The 15,981-nt window shown below is 61.8% G+C and carries 18 protein-coding genes; 12 read left to right on the top strand and 6 right to left on the bottom strand.

Annotated elements, in window-relative coordinates; genetic code table 11:
• Positions 1-180: 180 nt before the first annotated feature.
• The 12 genes from BMH52_RS21855 (at position 181) to BMH52_RS21800 (ending at position 10,170) form a co-directional block, all read left to right on the top strand.
• Positions 181-1,167 carry an NAD(P)/FAD-dependent oxidoreductase gene (locus BMH52_RS21855; RefSeq protein ID WP_072434153.1) on the top strand — a complete coding sequence of 329 codons (987 nt, stop codon included), beginning with the start codon at positions 181-183 and terminating at the stop codon, positions 1,165-1,167.
• Entirely contained in the window at positions 1,164-1,379 is a 216-nt protein-coding gene (locus BMH52_RS21850) for a TIGR02450 family Trp-rich protein (RefSeq protein WP_073845032.1), read from the top strand. Before BMH52_RS21855 ends, BMH52_RS21850 begins: the two co-directional genes overlap by 4 nt.
• Before the next feature lie 112 nt (positions 1,380-1,491).
• Positions 1,492-2,451: a DUF523 and DUF1722 domain-containing protein gene (locus tag BMH52_RS21845; protein WP_014716847.1), complete on the top strand. Its 960-nt coding sequence runs from the start codon at positions 1,492-1,494 to the stop codon at positions 2,449-2,451.
• A 3-nt stretch (positions 2,452-2,454) separates the two neighbouring features.
• On the top strand, positions 2,455-3,384 hold the full coding sequence (locus BMH52_RS21840; protein WP_032903986.1) for a MerR family transcriptional regulator: 930 nt from the start codon (positions 2,455-2,457) through the stop codon (positions 3,382-3,384).
• Complete coding sequence (phrB, locus tag BMH52_RS21835) at positions 3,385-4,827, top strand: deoxyribodipyrimidine photo-lyase (RefSeq protein ID WP_073845030.1); 1,443 nt, start codon at positions 3,385-3,387, stop codon at positions 4,825-4,827.
• Complete coding sequence (locus BMH52_RS21830; RefSeq protein ID WP_014716844.1) at positions 4,820-5,242, top strand: nuclear transport factor 2 family protein; 423 nt, start codon at positions 4,820-4,822, stop codon at positions 5,240-5,242. The genes phrB and BMH52_RS21830 overlap by 8 nt, the downstream gene beginning before the upstream one ends.
• Positions 5,239-6,021, top strand: coding sequence for an SDR family oxidoreductase (locus BMH52_RS21825; RefSeq protein WP_073845028.1), 783 nt, complete (start codon positions 5,239-5,241; stop codon positions 6,019-6,021). The genes BMH52_RS21830 and BMH52_RS21825 overlap by 4 nt, the downstream gene beginning before the upstream one ends.
• Complete coding sequence (locus tag BMH52_RS21820) at positions 6,018-7,265, top strand: NAD(P)/FAD-dependent oxidoreductase (protein WP_073845026.1); 1,248 nt, start codon at positions 6,018-6,020, stop codon at positions 7,263-7,265. Before BMH52_RS21825 ends, BMH52_RS21820 begins: the two co-directional genes overlap by 4 nt.
• Entirely contained in the window at positions 7,262-8,071 is an 810-nt protein-coding gene (locus tag BMH52_RS21815; protein ID WP_073845024.1) for a DUF1365 domain-containing protein, read from the top strand. The genes BMH52_RS21820 and BMH52_RS21815 overlap by 4 nt, the downstream gene beginning before the upstream one ends.
• Positions 8,058-9,329 (top strand): cyclopropane-fatty-acyl-phospholipid synthase family protein, encoded by a 1,272-nt coding sequence (locus tag BMH52_RS21810; protein WP_020302482.1) that lies wholly within the window; start codon positions 8,058-8,060, stop codon positions 9,327-9,329. The genes BMH52_RS21815 and BMH52_RS21810 overlap by 14 nt, the downstream gene beginning before the upstream one ends.
• Positions 9,322-9,813, top strand: a complete 492-nt coding sequence (locus BMH52_RS21805) for a DUF2878 domain-containing protein (protein ID WP_014716839.1) — start codon at positions 9,322-9,324, stop codon at positions 9,811-9,813. Before BMH52_RS21810 ends, BMH52_RS21805 begins: the two co-directional genes overlap by 8 nt.
• 54 nt (positions 9,814-9,867) lie before the next feature.
• Complete coding sequence (locus tag BMH52_RS21800; protein ID WP_073845022.1) at positions 9,868-10,170, top strand: YkgJ family cysteine cluster protein; 303 nt, start codon at positions 9,868-9,870, stop codon at positions 10,168-10,170.
• A 141-nt stretch (positions 10,171-10,311) separates the two neighbouring features.
• On the opposite strand, the gene BMH52_RS21795 is transcribed toward BMH52_RS21800, so the two are convergent.
• The 6 genes from BMH52_RS21795 to hemA form a co-directional block, all read right to left on the bottom strand.
• Entirely contained in the window at positions 10,312-10,830 is a 519-nt protein-coding gene (locus BMH52_RS21795) for an acyloxyacyl hydrolase (protein WP_014716838.1), read from the bottom strand.
• A 111-nt stretch (positions 10,831-10,941) separates the two neighbouring features.
• Positions 10,942-11,736: a glutamate racemase gene (murI, locus tag BMH52_RS21790; protein WP_014716837.1), complete on the bottom strand. Its 795-nt coding sequence runs from the start codon at positions 11,734-11,736 to the stop codon at positions 10,942-10,944.
• A complete protein-coding gene (locus BMH52_RS21785; protein WP_014716836.1) occupies positions 11,729-12,484 on the bottom strand; it encodes a molybdopterin-synthase adenylyltransferase MoeB in 756 nt (251 codons plus the stop codon). Before BMH52_RS21785 ends, murI begins: the two co-directional genes overlap by 8 nt.
• Positions 12,478-13,308, bottom strand: coding sequence for a peptide chain release factor N(5)-glutamine methyltransferase (gene prmC / locus BMH52_RS21780; protein ID WP_069868928.1), 831 nt, complete (start codon positions 13,306-13,308; stop codon positions 12,478-12,480). Before prmC ends, BMH52_RS21785 begins: the two co-directional genes overlap by 7 nt.
• Entirely contained in the window at positions 13,309-14,391 is a 1,083-nt protein-coding gene (gene prfA / locus BMH52_RS21775; RefSeq protein ID WP_003188358.1) for a peptide chain release factor 1, read from the bottom strand.
• Positions 14,388-15,677: a glutamyl-tRNA reductase gene (gene hemA / locus BMH52_RS21770; protein ID WP_003188356.1), complete on the bottom strand. Its 1,290-nt coding sequence runs from the start codon at positions 15,675-15,677 to the stop codon at positions 14,388-14,390. The genes prfA and hemA overlap by 4 nt, the downstream gene beginning before the upstream one ends.
• Between the last annotated feature and the right edge of the window lie 304 nt (positions 15,678-15,981).

Raw genomic sequence — 15,981 nt, 5'->3', positions numbered from 1 at the left:
CACTGGTCTATTTTATAAGCAGGGATCAATTTGATAATTGAGCGTGACGGGGGTTCAAGCCTTAGCTTAACCATAGGTCACGCCACACAATCAGGCACGCCAAAACTTATACCAAAAAACAATATTGTACAGCTATTGGTGTCGGCGTAGTCTGTACCCAACGGTAAAACGAGGCCTCCCATGACTGTTCCCATCGCGATCATTGGTACCGGCATCGCCGGTCTCTCCGCCGCCCGAGCGTTACAAGACGCCGGGCACGCAGTACAACTCTTCGATAAAAGCCGCGGCAGCGGTGGCCGCATGTCCAGTAAGCGCAGCGACGCCGGCGCGCTGGACATGGGCGCGCAATATTTCACCGCCCGCGACCGGCGCTTCGTCAACGAAGTGCAGCGCTGGCAAACCAACGGCTGGGCCGAGCAGTGGAAGCCCCAGCTGTATAACTTCAAGTCCGGGCAATTGACGCCCTCCCCCGATGAGCAGATCCGCTGGGTGGGCACACCGCGCATGAGCGCCATCACCCGCGCCCTGCTCGACGACTTGCCGGTGGAGTTCGGTTGCCGCATCACCGAAGTCTTCCAGGGCACGCAGCACTGGAACCTGCTCGACGCGGACGGCGGCAATCACGGCCCTTTCAGTCACGTGATCATTGCCACGCCGGCGCCCCAAGCCACCGCCCTGCTGGCCGCCGCGCCCAAGCTGGCGAGCGCCGCCGCCGGAGTGAAAATGGACCCGACCTGGGCCATCGCCCTGGCGTTCGACAAGCCCCTGGATACGCCGATGGAAGGCTGCTTCGTGCAAGACAGCCCCCTCGACTGGCTGGCGCGCAACCGCAGCAAGCCTGGGCGCGACACCACCCTCGACACCTGGGTGCTGCACGCCACCAGCGCCTGGAGCAAGGCCCACCTGGACCTGCCCAAGGAAGCGGTGATCGAACACCTGCACGGCGCCTTTGCCGAATTGCTGCACAGCGCCATGCCCGCGCCGTCGTTCAGCCTGGCGCATCGCTGGCTCTACGCACGCCCCTCCAGCAGCCATGAGTTCGGTGTGCTGGCCGACGCCGACCTGGGCTTGTTCGTTTGCGGCGACTGGTGCCTGTCCGGTCGGGTGGAAGGTGCCTGGTTGAGTGGCCAGGAAGCGGCGCGACGCTTGATCGAGCACCTGCAATGAACCGCATCAACCCCGCCAAACTGCTGCTGTCAAAATGGACGGCAGCTTATCCTCGCCACAAGGAAAAACACTTCCTGGTCACCGAGTTGTTCCGTGACGACGAGGGCACGGTGCTGGACATCGAACTGCAGGCCATCCTGACTCGGCGCGCCGAACGCCTGCCCTGGCAGACCCTGAAAAACGCTGAAGACTGGAAAATCGGCTGGAAATAAAGCGGCGGCACAAACCTGTACAAATTATTTGACTTGTACAACATCGAGCCTATGATGAGATTTAGTTGTACAAGATTTTTAGCTTGTACAGGATTCTTGCAGAGGTTTGCTTATGTCCAGCCATGTGAAACCGAAGATCGCCATCAGCGCCTGCCTTCTGGGTGAGAACGTGCGCTTCAATGGCGGTCATAAACAGTCCCTGCTATGCAGCCAGACCCTCAGTGACTACTTCGATTTTGTCCCGTTGTGCCCTGAAGTTGCCATCGGCCTGGGCATTCCTCGGCAAGCGATCCGCCTGGTCGGCGATCCCAACCAACCGCAGGCTGTGGGCAGCGTAAACCCTGCGCTCAATGTCACTCAGCCACTGGACGATTACGGCCAGCAAATGGCCCGGGAACATACCGACCTGTGCGGCTACATTTTCATGCAAAAGTCACCGTCTTGCGGGCTGGAGCGGGTCAAGGTGTACCGCGACAACGGCACGCCCGTCGACGGTGGCGGGCGCGGTATTTACGCCCAGGCGTTTTGTGCCCGCCACCCCAACCTGCCGGTGGAAGAGGACGGTCGCCTGAACGACCCGGTGCTTCGAGAAAACTTCCTCACCCGCGTATTCGTGTACGCCAGTTGGCAGCAACTGTTGGCCGACGGCCTTACCCGTCACCGCTTGCTGACGTTTCACTCGCGCTACAAGTACCTGCTGATGGCCCACAGCCCGGCGCATTACAAAAGCCTGGGCCACTTGCTCGGCAGCATGGGCAAGGGCATTGACCTGCAAGCTTTGGCCGACGGCTATTTCAGCGAACTGATGGCGGGCCTGAAAAAATGCGCGACTCGCGGTACCCATACCAATGTGCTGCAACACATCAGTGGCTACCTCAAGCAGGCCATCAGCGCCGATGACAAACAGGAAATGCAGACCGTCATCGGCCAATACCGCCACGGCATCGTGCCACTGGTGGTGCCGCTGACCCTGCTCAAGCACCACTTTCGCCAACATCCGGACCGCTACATCGCGCAGCAGGCCTACCTGCAACCGCACCCGGAAAACCTCAGCCTGCGTAATGCGATCTAACCCATGAAACCTGCCCTGCTCGACGAACCCGGCGAAGACATCGCTCTGGCCCTGGAAAACGGCTGGCTGCCGATCCGCGAGGTGGCGCGCCAGACCGGCGTGAATGCGGTGACGCTGCGCGCGTGGGAGCGCCGCTACGGCCTCATCGTGCCCCAGCGCACGCCCAAAGGGCATCGGTTGTTCAGCGCCGAACACGTACAACGCATCCAGGCCATCCTCACCTGGCTCAATCGCGGCGTGCCGGTCAGCCAGGTCAAAGGGCTGATCGACTCCGCCCAAGGTAGCCCGGAGCCGATGGAAAACGAGTGGCAGAGCCTGCGCCAGCATTTGGTGAGTGCCATCAGTGAACTGGCCGAGCGCCGGGTCGATGACGCCTTCAACCAGGCCATGGCGCTCTACCCGCCACGCACCTTGTGCGAGCAACTGATGCTGCCGCTGCTCAACGAGCTGGAACAACGCTGGCAGGGCCAGTTCGGCGCGCAGATGGAGCGGGTGTTCTTCCTGTCCTGGCTGCGCAGCAAGTTTGGCGCACGGATCTATCACAACAATCGTCAACTCCACGGCGCGCCGCTGTTGCTGGTCAATCATTCCGACCTGCCCCTGGAACCCCACCTGTGGCTCAGCGCCTGGCTGGCCAGCAGTGCCGATTGCCCGGTGGAAGTGTTCGATTGGCCGCTGCCGGTGGGCGAACTCGCCCTGGCGGTGGAACACCTGCAACCGCGTGCGGTGCTGCTGTATTCGAGCAAGGCGTTGCAGGTGCCGGCACTCAGCAAACTGCTGGGCGGCATCCGTTGCCCAACCGTGATTGCCGGACCAACGGTGTGCATCCACCACGCCGAGTTGGGCGTATTAACCCAGGACATCCCTGAGTTGTCCGTGGCCGAGGACCTGTTGTCGGCCCATCAATTATTGATCCAGCGTGGAATTGTCTGAATGCATCTGATCTGGTTGCGCACCGACTTGCGCCTGCACGACAACACTGCCCTGGCGGCCGCGAGCCAGCGCGGCCCCGTCGCGGCTGTTTACCTGATCACGCCCGAGCAATGGCAGGCGCATGATGACGCGCCGTGCAAAGTCGATTTCTGGCTGCGCAACTTGCAGCACCTGAGCCAGGCACTGGACAACCTCAACACCCCCCTGTTAATCCGCCACGCCGCGACCTGGGACCAGGCGCCGACGGTACTGAGCCAACTGTGCCGCGAGCTGTCGGTGGAGTCGGTACACGTCAACGAGGAATACGGCATTCACGAGAGCCGCCGCGACAGCGCCGTGGCCCAGGCCCTGGAAGCTGACGGCGTGACCTTCCACAGCTACCTGGACCAACTGTTTTTCCAGCCGGGTAGTGTGCTGACCAAGACCGGCACCTACTTCCAGGTGTTCAGCCAGTTCCGCAAGGTCTGCTACAGCCGCCTGCACAGCGCCCTGCCCCGCGTGGTGCCGACGCCAAAGGCCCAGGCCGAGCCTGGCGTGAAAAGCGACCCTGTGCCGACGGCAGTCGAAGGGTTCCAGACACCCAGCGAAACCTTGCGTGCCCTCTGGCCCGCTGGCGAAGACGAGGCGCGCCGTCGCCTCGATGCCTTCGCTGATCAGCAGATCAGCTATTACAAGGACGAACGCGACTTCCCGGCCAAGCCCGGCACCAGTCAGCTTTCTGCCTACCTGGCCGCCGGTGTGGTTTCGCCGCGCCAGTGCTTGCACGCCGCGCTGCAAACCAACCAGGGCGAGTTCGAAAGCGGCGACATCGGCGCCATCACCTGGATCAACGAGCTGCTGTGGCGCGAGTTCTACAAGCACATCCTGGTCGGCTACCCACGGGTTTCCCGCCACCGCGCGTTTCGCCCGGAAACCGAAGCGCTGGCCTGGCGCAAGGCGCCCGAAGACCTGGCCGCCTGGCAACAGGCGCGCACCGGCTTGCCGATCATCGACGCGGCCATGCGCCAATTGCTGGAAACCGGCTGGATGCACAATCGCCTGCGCATGGTGGTGGCGATGTTCCTGACCAAAAACCTGCTGATCGACTGGCGCGAAGGCGAGCGCTTCTTCATGCGCCACCTGATCGACGGTGATCTGGCGGCCAACAACGGCGGCTGGCAGTGGAGTTCGTCCACCGGCACCGACTCGGCGCCGTATTTCCGGATATTCAGCCCGCTGAGCCAATCGGAAAAATTCGACGGCGACGGCGTATTCATCAAACGCTGGCTCCCGGAACTGGCCGCGCTGAATAAAAAACAAGTGCACAACCCCGAAGCGGCTGGCGGCCTGTTCGGCGTGGCGGATTACCCGCGTGCCATCGTCGATTTGAAACAGTCTCGCGAGCGCGCCTTGGCCGCATTTCGCCGGCTGCCTTCGCGTCAGGAGATGGCCGAACATGAGTGACTTCCTGCGCCAGTTCGCCCCCACCTTCGCCACGCTGGACAAGCACAACCTGCACCTGCTCGGCCGCCTGTACAGCGAGGACGTCGCCTTCGCCGACCCCCTGCATGAAGTTCAGGGCCTGCCAGCGTTGCAGCGTTACTTTGCCGACTTGTACAGCAACGTCAGCGAGCTGAACTTTGACTTCCACGGCTTCGATACCGTGGCCGAAGGCGAGGGCTACCTGCGCTGGACTATGCGTTTTCGTCACCCACGCCTGGCCGGCGGCCAGGTGATCGAGGTGCCAGGCTGTTCCCATTTGATGTGGCACGACAAGGTTTACCGCCATCGCGACTACTTCGATGCCGGCGCCCTGCTCTATGAACATGTCCCCCTACTGGGTCGCGTTATTCGTTGGCTGAAAAGGAGAATGGGATGAGCCTTACACCGCCCCGTCGTTATTGGCTGACCGGCGCCAGCAGTGGTATCGGTGCGGCGCTGGCCGTGGAGTTGCTCAACAGCGGCGCCCACGTGGCCCTCAGTTCCCGCACCCAAGGCCCGCTGGATGCCCTCGCCGTTCGATATCCAGGCCAGGTGCTGGTGGTGGCCGGCGACCTGACCAACAGCCAGACCGTGCGCGAGATCGGTGAGCGTATCAGCGAGGTCTGGGGTTCGCTGGACACGGTGATCCTCAACGCCGGCACTTGTGAATACGTCGACGCCCGGCAATTTGACGCCTCGATCATCGAGCACGTGGTGCGTACCAACCTGCTGGCGAGCAGTTATTGCATCGAGGCCGCGCTGCCGCTGTTGCGCGCCGGGCGTACCCCGCATCTGGTGGGCGTGGCCAGTGCCGTGACCTACCTGCCCATGCCTCGCGCCGAAGCCTACGGCGCGTCCAAGGCCGGCCTGCGTTACTTGTTCGAATCCCTGCGTATCGGCCTGTCGCCAGAAAACATCGATGTCACGGTGATCAGCCCAGGCTTCGTCGACACGCCGCTGACCGAGCGCAATGATTTCCCGATGCCCCTGAGCTGGCCGGCCGACAAAGCCGCGAAACACATCTCCGCCAAGCTGGAAAAACGCCCGCTGGAAATCGCCTTTCCGGCCCTGTTCATTGCCACCTTGTGGCCGCTGTCGAAGCTGCCCAACCGCGCGCAACTGATCATCGGCAAACGCATGCTGCGCAGCCCGCCACCGAAGAAGGACGACCTGTGAAGATCGCCATTATCGGCAGCGGCATCGCCGGGCTGACCAGCGCCTACCTGCTCAGCCGTCGCCACGACATTACGCTGTTCGAGGCCAGTGACTGCATTGGCGGGCATACCCACACGGCCAAGGTGACGGTCGACAGCAAAAGCTATGCGGTGGACACGGGCTTCATTGTGTTCAACGACTGGACCTACCCCAACTTCATCCGTCTGCTGGAGCAGATCGGGGTCAGGTTCAAACCCACCGAGATGAGCTTTTCGGTGTGTGACCAAAGCACTGGCTTTGAGTACAACGGCAACAACCTCAACAGCCTGTTTGCCCAGCGCCGCAACATCCTGTCGCCGGGGTTCTGGGGCATGTTGCGCGATATCCTGCGCTTCAATCGCCAGGCGCCCCTGGACTTGCAAGAGCAGCGCATCAGCGCCGACATGACCCTGGGCGATTACCTCACCGCTGGCGGCTATGGCCCCAGGTTTATCCGGCATTACATCGTGCCGATGGGCGCGGCCATCTGGTCGATATCCCTGGCCGATATGCTCAAGTTTCCGCTGCAGTTTTTTGTGCGTTTCTTCAAGAACCACGGCTTGCTCTCGGTGAGCAACCGCCCGCAATGGTGTGTGATCGAAGGCGGCTCCAGCTGTTATATCGAGCCGCTGACCCGCAGCTTTCGCGAACAGATACGGCTCAACTGCCCTGTGCATAAGGTGCAACGCAGCGACGAGGGTGTGGTTATCCACAGCCCGGCCGGCAGCGAAACCTTCGACCGCGTGGTGTTCGCCTGCCACAGCGATCAGGCCCTGGCCTTGCTCGATGACCCCAGCCAGGCCGAACAGCAGATCCTCGGTGCCCTGCCCTACGCCGACAACGACGTGGTGCTGCACACCGACACACGCCTGCTGCCCGACCGCAAACTGGCCTGGGCCAGCTGGAACTATCGGCTGACGGGCAACGTGCAACAACAGGCCGCCGTCACCTATGACATGAACATCCTGCAAGGCATCGACAGCGCCACTACCTTTTGCGTCAGCCTCAACCAGACGCCGATGATCAACCCGCTAAAGATCCTGGCGCGCTACACCTACGCCCATCCGCAATACAGCCTGGCCGCAGTCGCCGCACAGGCACGCTGGGAAGAATTGAACGGCGTGCGCAATACCTTCTACTGCGGGGCCTACTGGGCCAACGGCTTTCACGAAGACGGCGTGGTCAGCGCTCTGCGCGTGGCCCAGGCGTTTGGGGAAACCCTGTGAACAGCGCCCTGTACAGCGGCTGGATCGCCCATCGGCGGTTTACGCCCAAGGCCCACGCCTTTCGCTACCGCATCGGCCTGCTGTACCTGGACCTCAGCGAAGAGGACGAAGTACTGGGGCTCTCGCCGCTGGCTGGCACGAGTCGCCTGGCGCCTTTCGGTTTCCGCCAGCAGGATTACCTGCGTGAATTCACGCGCCACGGCATGAGCCTGAGCGATGCCGTGCGCCAGGAAGTCGGCAAGGCCCTGGGGCAAACACCCCAGGGCGCTATCTGCCTGCTGACCCAGGCCCGCAGTTGGGGCCTGGCTTTTAACCCGGTGAGTTTCTTCTACTGCTTCGAGGCTGACGGGCGACTGGCCGCGATCCTGTGTGAAGTGACCAACACCCCATGGCGCGAGCGCTATCACTACGTGCTGCCTGCCCAGGCACTGGGCGCCGATGAGCACCAGCATTTCGCCGTGGCCAAGGCCTTCCATGTGTCGCCGTTTTTGCCTCGCGAGCTGGAATACCGCATGAGTTTCAGCCCGCCCGCAGCCAGGCTCGGCGTGCATATGGCCGATTGGCAGGGCACGCAAAAAGTCTTCGACGCCACCTTGAGCCTGGAAAAACAGGCACTGAGCCGCGCCAGCCTGCATCGCTATCTGTGGCGCTTCCCCTGGATGACCGCCAAGACCGGCCTTGCGATCTACTGGCAAGCCTTGCGCCTGCTGCTCAAACGCACACCGATTTTTTCCCACCAGGCCGCCGATGGCGCCTCTCGCACCGCAGTCGGGTATACCAAGGATCGCCACCATGAAATCCCCTAGCTTATCGGTCAAGGCTAACCGCCTGAACGTCAACGGCATGACCGCTGCGCTGTTGCGCAAAGGCGTGTTGCGCCAGCTCAGCCAATTGCGCCACGGCCAGTTGGTGATCATCGAGGATGGCGAACGGCAAGTCTTCGGCGCACGGGAAGCGCACCTGCTGGGCGAGATCCAGATTCTCGACGCGGCGGTATGGGGGCTGGTAGCGGCCAATGGCTCGATCGGCGCTGGCGAAGCGTTTATCCATGGTTACTGGACCAGCCCCGACCTCACCGCCGTCGTGCGGGTGATGGTCAGCAATCTGGAGGTGCTCGACGCCATGGAAGGCGGGCTGGCACGCCTGGCCCGGCCGTTCACTCAGGGCCTGCACTGGCTCAACCGCAACACACGCAAAGGCTCGCAAAAAAACATCGCCGCCCATTACGACCTGGGCAACGACCTGTTCGAAGAATTTCTCGACCCCACCATGATGTACTCGGCGGCGCAGTTCCTGACGCCTGATGACACCCTGGAGCAGGCACAGCTGAACAAGCTGGCGCGGATTTGCCAGAAACTGGCGCTCAAGCCCAGCGACCATCTGCTGGAAATCGGTACCGGCTGGGGCAGCATGGCGTTGTATGCGGCGCAGCATTATGGTTGCCGGGTCACCACCACGACCTTGTCCAAGGAGCAGTTCGCCTACACCGCCCAGCGTATCGAGGCGCTGGGCCTGCAAGATCAAGTGACCGTGCTACTGAGCGATTACCGCGACCTCACCGGTGAGTACGACAAGCTGGTGTCGATCGAAATGATTGAAGCGGTGGGCCATCGGTTCCTGCCCACCTATTTCAAACAATGTGCCCAGTTGCTCAAGCCCGACGGCCTGATGCTGCTGCAAGCCATCACCATACGTGAACAGCGCTTTGAACAGGCCAAGCGCAGCGTCGACTTTATCCAGCGCTACATCTTCCCCGGCGGCGCGCTGCCCTGTGTGCAAAACATGCTGCAGATCGTCAGCCGCGACACCGACATGAACCTGCTGCACATGGAAGACTTCGGCCTGCACTACGCTCGCACCCTGCGCCTGTGGCATGAAAACTTTCGCCGCGCCCACGGCCGTCTTGCGGAACTCGGTTATGACGAATACTTCCTGCGCCTGTGGGAGTTTTACCTGTGCTACTGCGAAGGCGGCTTTATGGAGCGCACCATCGGCACCGCGCAGTTGCTGCTGGCCAAACCGGCGGCCATCAATCCGCCGCTGCTCGGGCGTTTCAGTGCTTAAATCCCTGGCCAATGCCGTGCTGTTTCAGTGCGGCTGGTTTGCCTGCGTACTCGGCGGCGATAGCCGTTGGTTGCTGATCGGCGTCGCGGCACTGGGCGCACACTTGCTGTGGATAAGTGCTTGGGCAAGAGAGGGGCAAGTGATTCTGGCCGTGACGGTGCTGGGAACGCTGGTCGATACAGCACTGCGCGGGCTCGGCGTGTTTGAGTTCAATACGCCGGGACCACTGATTCCGCTGTGGCTGATACTGTTATGGGCCTTGCTGGCCACCACCTTGCGCCATTGCCTGGCCTGGAGCGCACGGCCCTGGTGGCTGGCCAGCCTGCTAGGCGCGGTGGGCGGGCCGTTGTCTTATTACGCCGGCAGCCAATTGGCAGGCGTGAGTTTTGCGTACGGCACCACCCCGACACTGATCGGCCTGGCGCTGTTATGGGCCATGCTCTTTCCGCTGTTGCACGGGGTTGCACAGAGGCTGGAATACTGACGCCCGTCCGAGCATTCATACGCGTCTAGCGCACTTGCCTTACACTGCGCGCCTATGACCAACATCCCTCACATTCAAATCACCGAACCCGTCACCTGCACGACGTGCGCGGCCTGTTGCTGCCAGCTGGAAGTCATGCTGATCACCGACACCGGCGTGCCGCAACGCTTTATCGATACCGACGATTGGGGAGGTGAGGTGATGCTGCGCCTGGACGACGGCTGGTGCGCAGCGCTGGACCGCGACACGATGATGTGCACGATCTATGAGCTTCGGCCGTTGATTTGCCGGGAGTTCGAGATGGGGGCGCCGGAATGCCTTGAAGAGCGCGAAGGTATTACCACGGCCTATCGCTGACCCCGAACTTCGTGACGATCACGGGCTTGTGTGGGAGCGGGCTTGCTCGCGAATGCGGTGGGTCAGTCTAAGTATGTGCTAGCTGATACACCGCTTTCGCGAGCAAGCCCGCTCCCACAGGGGGGCCAAGTGTTCTTGAGATTAGAGCGGCATGGTGTAGTGCAGCGAGTAGCTCTCTACCCCATCGTTATTGCTGCTGATGCCGGCATTGGAATAATGCGTGGCACGAATGCCCACTTCATGCCCGCCGTTGAACCGCAGGCCGAAACCCAGGCGGTCTTCGAACTGGAATGACTGGCCGATGTTGTTGTCTTCCAGCCGAGTGCGGGAGAACAACGCCACGCCGATACCGGCTTCGATGTAGGGCTTGACCGACTCGCCGGCAAACTCATACACAAATACCGGCGAGAACGACAGGCTGCTGGCGCCTGCACGGTCGTCCCCTTCCCAATAGGTATAGGCGCCGCTCCAGTAGCCGGTCAGTCGGCCGACATTGCTCTGCATCCAGCTTTTGTCCCAATCGGAGGTCAGGCCCAGGCGGTAGGTCAGCGTCGAATCGCTGGTGCTCCCCAAGCCGAACTCCAGGCCGGCGGCCTGGGCTGAAACAGAGTGTCCCAACATAGCGGCCGCAATCGCAGCCAAACAGAACAAGCGCTTCATGTGAAACGTCCTTTGCAAACGGAATAATTGGGTTATGTACAGGCTAACGGGCTATAGAAGCCGACGCATAGCCAGAAGTTCAGCTTTTTTCAGTGTTATTTCACGAAATTTTCACGAGCCAAAGCTTCGCACAACTCCAGGATGTTTCCAAAGTGTCGGTAGGATATTTCTTAGGTGACACAGATCGCCGCTGGTCCAGAACTGTGTAGCTTCAGGTTCGCCAGCGGCCAGCAGGTCGCGCTCACCCAGCAAGCGCTTGAGCTGGCGCGCCACAGCGGCGCCGGTATCAATGAGGATGATGCTGGGGGGCAGCATCTGCGCCAGGAGTGGCTTGAGGAAGGGGTAATGAGTGCAACCCAGGATGATGGTGTCGCAACCGGCGCTGAGCAGCGGCTCTACATAGCCTTGCAGCAGGGCGCGCAAGGCCGGGCTGTTGAGGTCGCCGGCTTCAATCAGCTCCACCAGGCCTGGGCACGGCTGGGTAATCACTCGCACATCGGTGGCGAAGCGGTCGAGCAAGGCGGCGAACTTGGCGCTTTGCAGGGTACCGGTGGTGGCGAGCACACCCACCACGCCACTGCGCGTGGCTGCGGCCGCAGGTTTCACCGCAGGCTCCATACCGACCAATGGCCAGTCAGGGTAATCCTGGCGTAAGTCGGCCACGGCGGCGACAGTCGCCGTATTACAGGCAATCACAAAGGCCTTGGCGCCCCGCTCGCGGAAAAACTCAGCGACCGAGCGAGAACGCTCAAGAATGAACGCCGGCGTTTTCTCGCCATAAGGAATGTGCCCGCAGTCAGCCACGTACAACAGTGACTCGTGGGGCAACAACTGCTGGATTTCTTCCAGCACCGTGAGGCCGCCGATGCCGGAATCGAACACACCAATAGGCGCGCCCTTAACCATGCTTTGCCCCGCAGACGCTGCAGCCTGGGTCACGCTTGACGCGCAACTCGCGAAAACGCGTGGTCAGCGCATCGATCAACAACAGGCGCCCCACCAACGGCTCACCAAAACCGGCCAGCAGCTTCAAGGCTTCCAGCGCTTGCAGGCTGCCCACCACCCCCACCAACGGCCCGACAACGCCGGCTTCGCTGCAGGTCAGTTCAGTGTCGCTGCCGTGCCCGTACAAACAGTGGTAACAGGGGCTGTCGGCGCGACGGGGGTCGAATACCGACAACTGCCCCTCAAGGCGAATGGCCGCGCCACTGACCAGCGGTTTGCCGGCGGCGACGCAGGCCGCGTTGACCGCCTCGCGGGTAGAGAAGTTGTCGCTGCAATCGAGCACCAGGTCCACTGCGTTGACCGCAGCGGCCAGCGAGTCGGCATCCAGCGCAGCACGATAGGCGACCAGGGTGACTTCAGGGTTGATCGCCCTCAGGCGCCCCATGGCCGAATCGACCTTGGTCTGCCCCACGCTGTCGGTGTCATGGATGATCTGGCGTTGCAGGTTGGTCAAATCGACTGTATCGAAATCCGCCAAGTGCAATTCGCCCACCCCGGCAGCGGCCAGGTAAAGCGCCACCGGAGCGCCCAGGCCACCCAGGCCGACGATCAACGCGCGACTCTGCTTCAGGCGCAATTGGCCGTCGATGTCGACAGGCTGCAACAGAATCTGCCGGCTATAGCGCAACAGCTCCTGGTCGGTCAGCACGGGCGGCGCCCCAAGGTGATGCGCTCGTGACCGCCGAGATCGATGCGGCTGTGTACGCCGTCAAAGCCCTGGTTCAGCAACAAATCGCGCACGGCCTGGGCCTGGTCGTAACCGTGCTCGAGCAACAGCCAGCCTCCGTCGTTCAGGTGGTCAGGAGACTCTTGGGTGATCAGGCGCAAGTCGTCCAGACCATCGTGCCCCGCCACCAGCGCACTGGCCGGTTCGAAGCGCACATCGCCGGCCGCCAGGTGCGGGTCATTGTCGGCAATGTAGGGCGGGTTGCTGATGATCAGGTCGAAGCGGTGGCCTTGCAGGGCGCTGAACCAATGGCTGTTGAGCACCGTAGCGTTATTGAGGTGCAGACGTTGACGATTGCGCTCGGCCAGGGCCACGGCCTCCAGCACGCGGTCGACCGCCGTGACCTGCCAGGCCGGCCGTTCGCTGGCCAGGGCCAAGGCGATGGCACCGCTGCCGGTGCCCAGGTCCAGGATCTGGGCGGGCGTGGCGGGCAGCAATTCCAGGGCAGCTTCCACCAGCAATTCAGTTTCCGGGCGCGGGATCAGGGTGTGCGGCGCTACTTCCAGGTCGAGTTTCCAGAAGCCTTGCTGGCCGAGGATATAGGCCACCGGCTCGCCGCTGCGGCGGCGCTGCAGGTAGCCGGCAAAGGTCAGGGCATCTTCGCTGCTGACGATCTTTTCCGGCCAGGTATGCAGGTAGCTGCGCGATTTGCCCAGGGCAGCGGCCAGCAGCAACTCCACGTCCAGGCGCGCCGTTGGCGAGTCGGGCAGGTCAGCGGCGCGCAGCAGGCTGGCAATGATGGTCATTCAGTCACCTATCGCCGCCAGTTGGTCGGCCTGATATTCGGCGAGCAACGGCTCGATCACCGCATCCACGCCACCGGCGAGAATTTCGTCGAGGGAGTACAGGGTGAGGTTGACCCGATGGTCGGTAACCCGGCCTTGGGCAAAGTTGTAGGTGCGGATACGCTCGGAGCGGTCGCCGGAGCCCACCAGCAGCTTGCGTTCGCTGGCAATTGCGTTGGCCGCGGCGCTGGTCTGCTGGTCGTTCAACTTGGCCGACAACCAGGACATGGCCCGTGCACGGTTCTTGTGCTGGGAACGTTCTTCCTGGCACTCCACCACAATGCCCGACGGCAAGTGCGTGATACGGATCGCCGAGTCGGTCTTGTTAACGTGCTGGCCACCCGCGCCGGATGAGCGGTAGGTGTCGACGCGCAGGTCCGCCGGGTTGATCTCGATGGCTTCCTGTTCATCCGGCTCAGGCAACACCGCGACGGTGCATGCCGAGGTGTGGATACGCCCCTGGGATTCGGTCGCTGGCACCCGCTGTACGCGGTGCGCACCGGACTCGAACTTCAGCTTGCCATAGACGTTGTCGCCTTCAACCCGGGCGATGACTTCTTTATAGCCGCCGTGCTCGCCCTCGTTCTCGGAGAGGATCTCCACCCGCCAGCCACGACGCTCGGCATAACGCGAATACATGCGGAACAGGTCGCCGGAGAAAATCGCCGCCTCGTCGCCACCGGTGCCGGCGCGGATTTCGAGGAACACGTTGCGTCCGTCGTTAGGGTCCTTGGGCAGCAACATGCGTTGCAAATCACCCTCAAGCTCGGCGAGTTTTTCCTTGGCTTCGCGGACTTCTTCCACGGCCATTTCACGCATGTCCGGGTCGCTGTCCTTGAGCAGGGCCTGGGCACCTTCGAGGTCGGCCTGGACTTTCAGCAGGTTTTTATAGGTGGCCACAATGGGCTCAACTTCGGCGTATTCCTTGGAATAGGCACGGAATTTGGTCTGATCGGAAATGACCTCGCCATCGCCGAGCAAGGCGGTCAGTTCTTCGAAACGGTCCTGGAGCACGTCCAGTTTATTGAGCAGTGACGCTTTCATTGCGGTTTTTTATCCGAAGAGCTGTCTGACGCGCCCTCACCGAGGGCAAAGAGTTCCTGGGCCATGGCCAGCGCATCGAGGCGGCCTTCGGCGGTAAGCTTTTTCAACTGGACGCTAGGCGCGTGAAGCAGTTTGTTGGTCAGGCCACGGGCCAATTGCATCAGCACCTCTTCGGCGCCACTGCCATTGGCCAGCATGCGCTGGGCCTTGAGCAACTCTTCATCACGCAGGCGTTCACCCTGCTGACGATACGCCTTGAGCACATCCACTGCCGCCAGTTCACGCAGGCGCACCATGAAATCTTCGGCACCGGTGCTGACCATTTCCTCGGCGGCCTGGGCGGCACCCTGCCGGCTCTTGAGGTTTTCAGCGACCACTTCATGCAGATCATCAACGCTATAGAGGTAAACGTCGTCCAACTCGCCGACTTCGGGCTCGATATCCCGGGGAACGGCGATATCCACCATGAAGATCGGCTTGTGCTTGCGCAGCTTCAACGCGCTCTCGACCGCGCCCTTGCCCAGAATCGGCAATTGGCTGGCGGTGGAACTGATGACGATATCACTGCGTACCAGTTCAGCGGGAATGTCCGACAGCAGCACCGCATGCGCACCGAACTGCTCGGCCAAAATGCTGGCGCGCTCCAGGGTGCGGTTGGCGACCACGATGCGCTTCACGCCAAGATCGTGCAGGTGACGGGCTACCAGGGTGATGGTTTCACCAGCGCCGATCAGCAGGGCCTGGCTGCGCTGCAAGTCGCTGAAAATCTGCTTGGCCAGGCTCACAGCGGCAAAAGCCACGGACACCGGGTTTTCACCGATGGCCGTATCGGTACGCACTTGCTTGGCGGAATTGAAGGTGGCCTGGAACAGGCGGCCCAGCAATGGGCCGACGGTGCCGGCCTCACGCGCCACGGCGTAGGCGGACTTCATCTGGCCGAGAATCTGCGGTTCACCCAACACCAGCGAGTCGAGACCGGCCGCCACGCGCATCATGTGACGAACTGCCGCATCCTCTTCATGCACATAAGCGCTGGCGCGCAGGTCATCGAGGCTCAAATGGTGATAATCGGCCAGCCAGCGCAGCACCACATCCGCCGAGAGATGTTCCTGCTCTATATAGAGCTCGCTGCGATTGCAGGTTGAAAGAATCGCAGCTTCGCGGCTGTCGGTAAGCCGGCAGAGCTGCTGCAGGGCCTCAACCAACTGCTCTGGCGTAAACGCCACGCGCTCGCGCACGTCTACGGAGGCAGTCTTGTGGTTAATACCGAGTGCGAGGAAGGCCATTCAATATCGCTGATGATGTCGGGAAGCCGACAATTGTCCTACTTCGAAAGATCCAGAACAACCACCGTCGTCTATTGTCCCTATATCTTATGCCTATCAATGCACTTTTGTAGGAGCGAGCTTGCTCGCGAAAAACCTGAGAGCGCCGCTGAGCGCCAGGCGTCCCGCATTATCGTTGACGATTTTCGCGAGCAAGCTCGCTCCTACAAAGGAAAGGCAAAAGGCAGCAATAGTCGTATTCCGAGTGCCCCGGTTATGTTTGGCCGAAGGCTTGTGTCATGATGATCCGACCGCAGGTTAGTCG

This window comes from Pseudomonas sp. BTN1 (assembly GCF_001907715.1).
Taxonomy (GTDB): Bacteria; Pseudomonadota; Gammaproteobacteria; order Pseudomonadales; family Pseudomonadaceae; genus Aquipseudomonas; species Aquipseudomonas paracarnis.
This window is presented reverse-complemented; position numbering and strand designations above follow the sequence as displayed.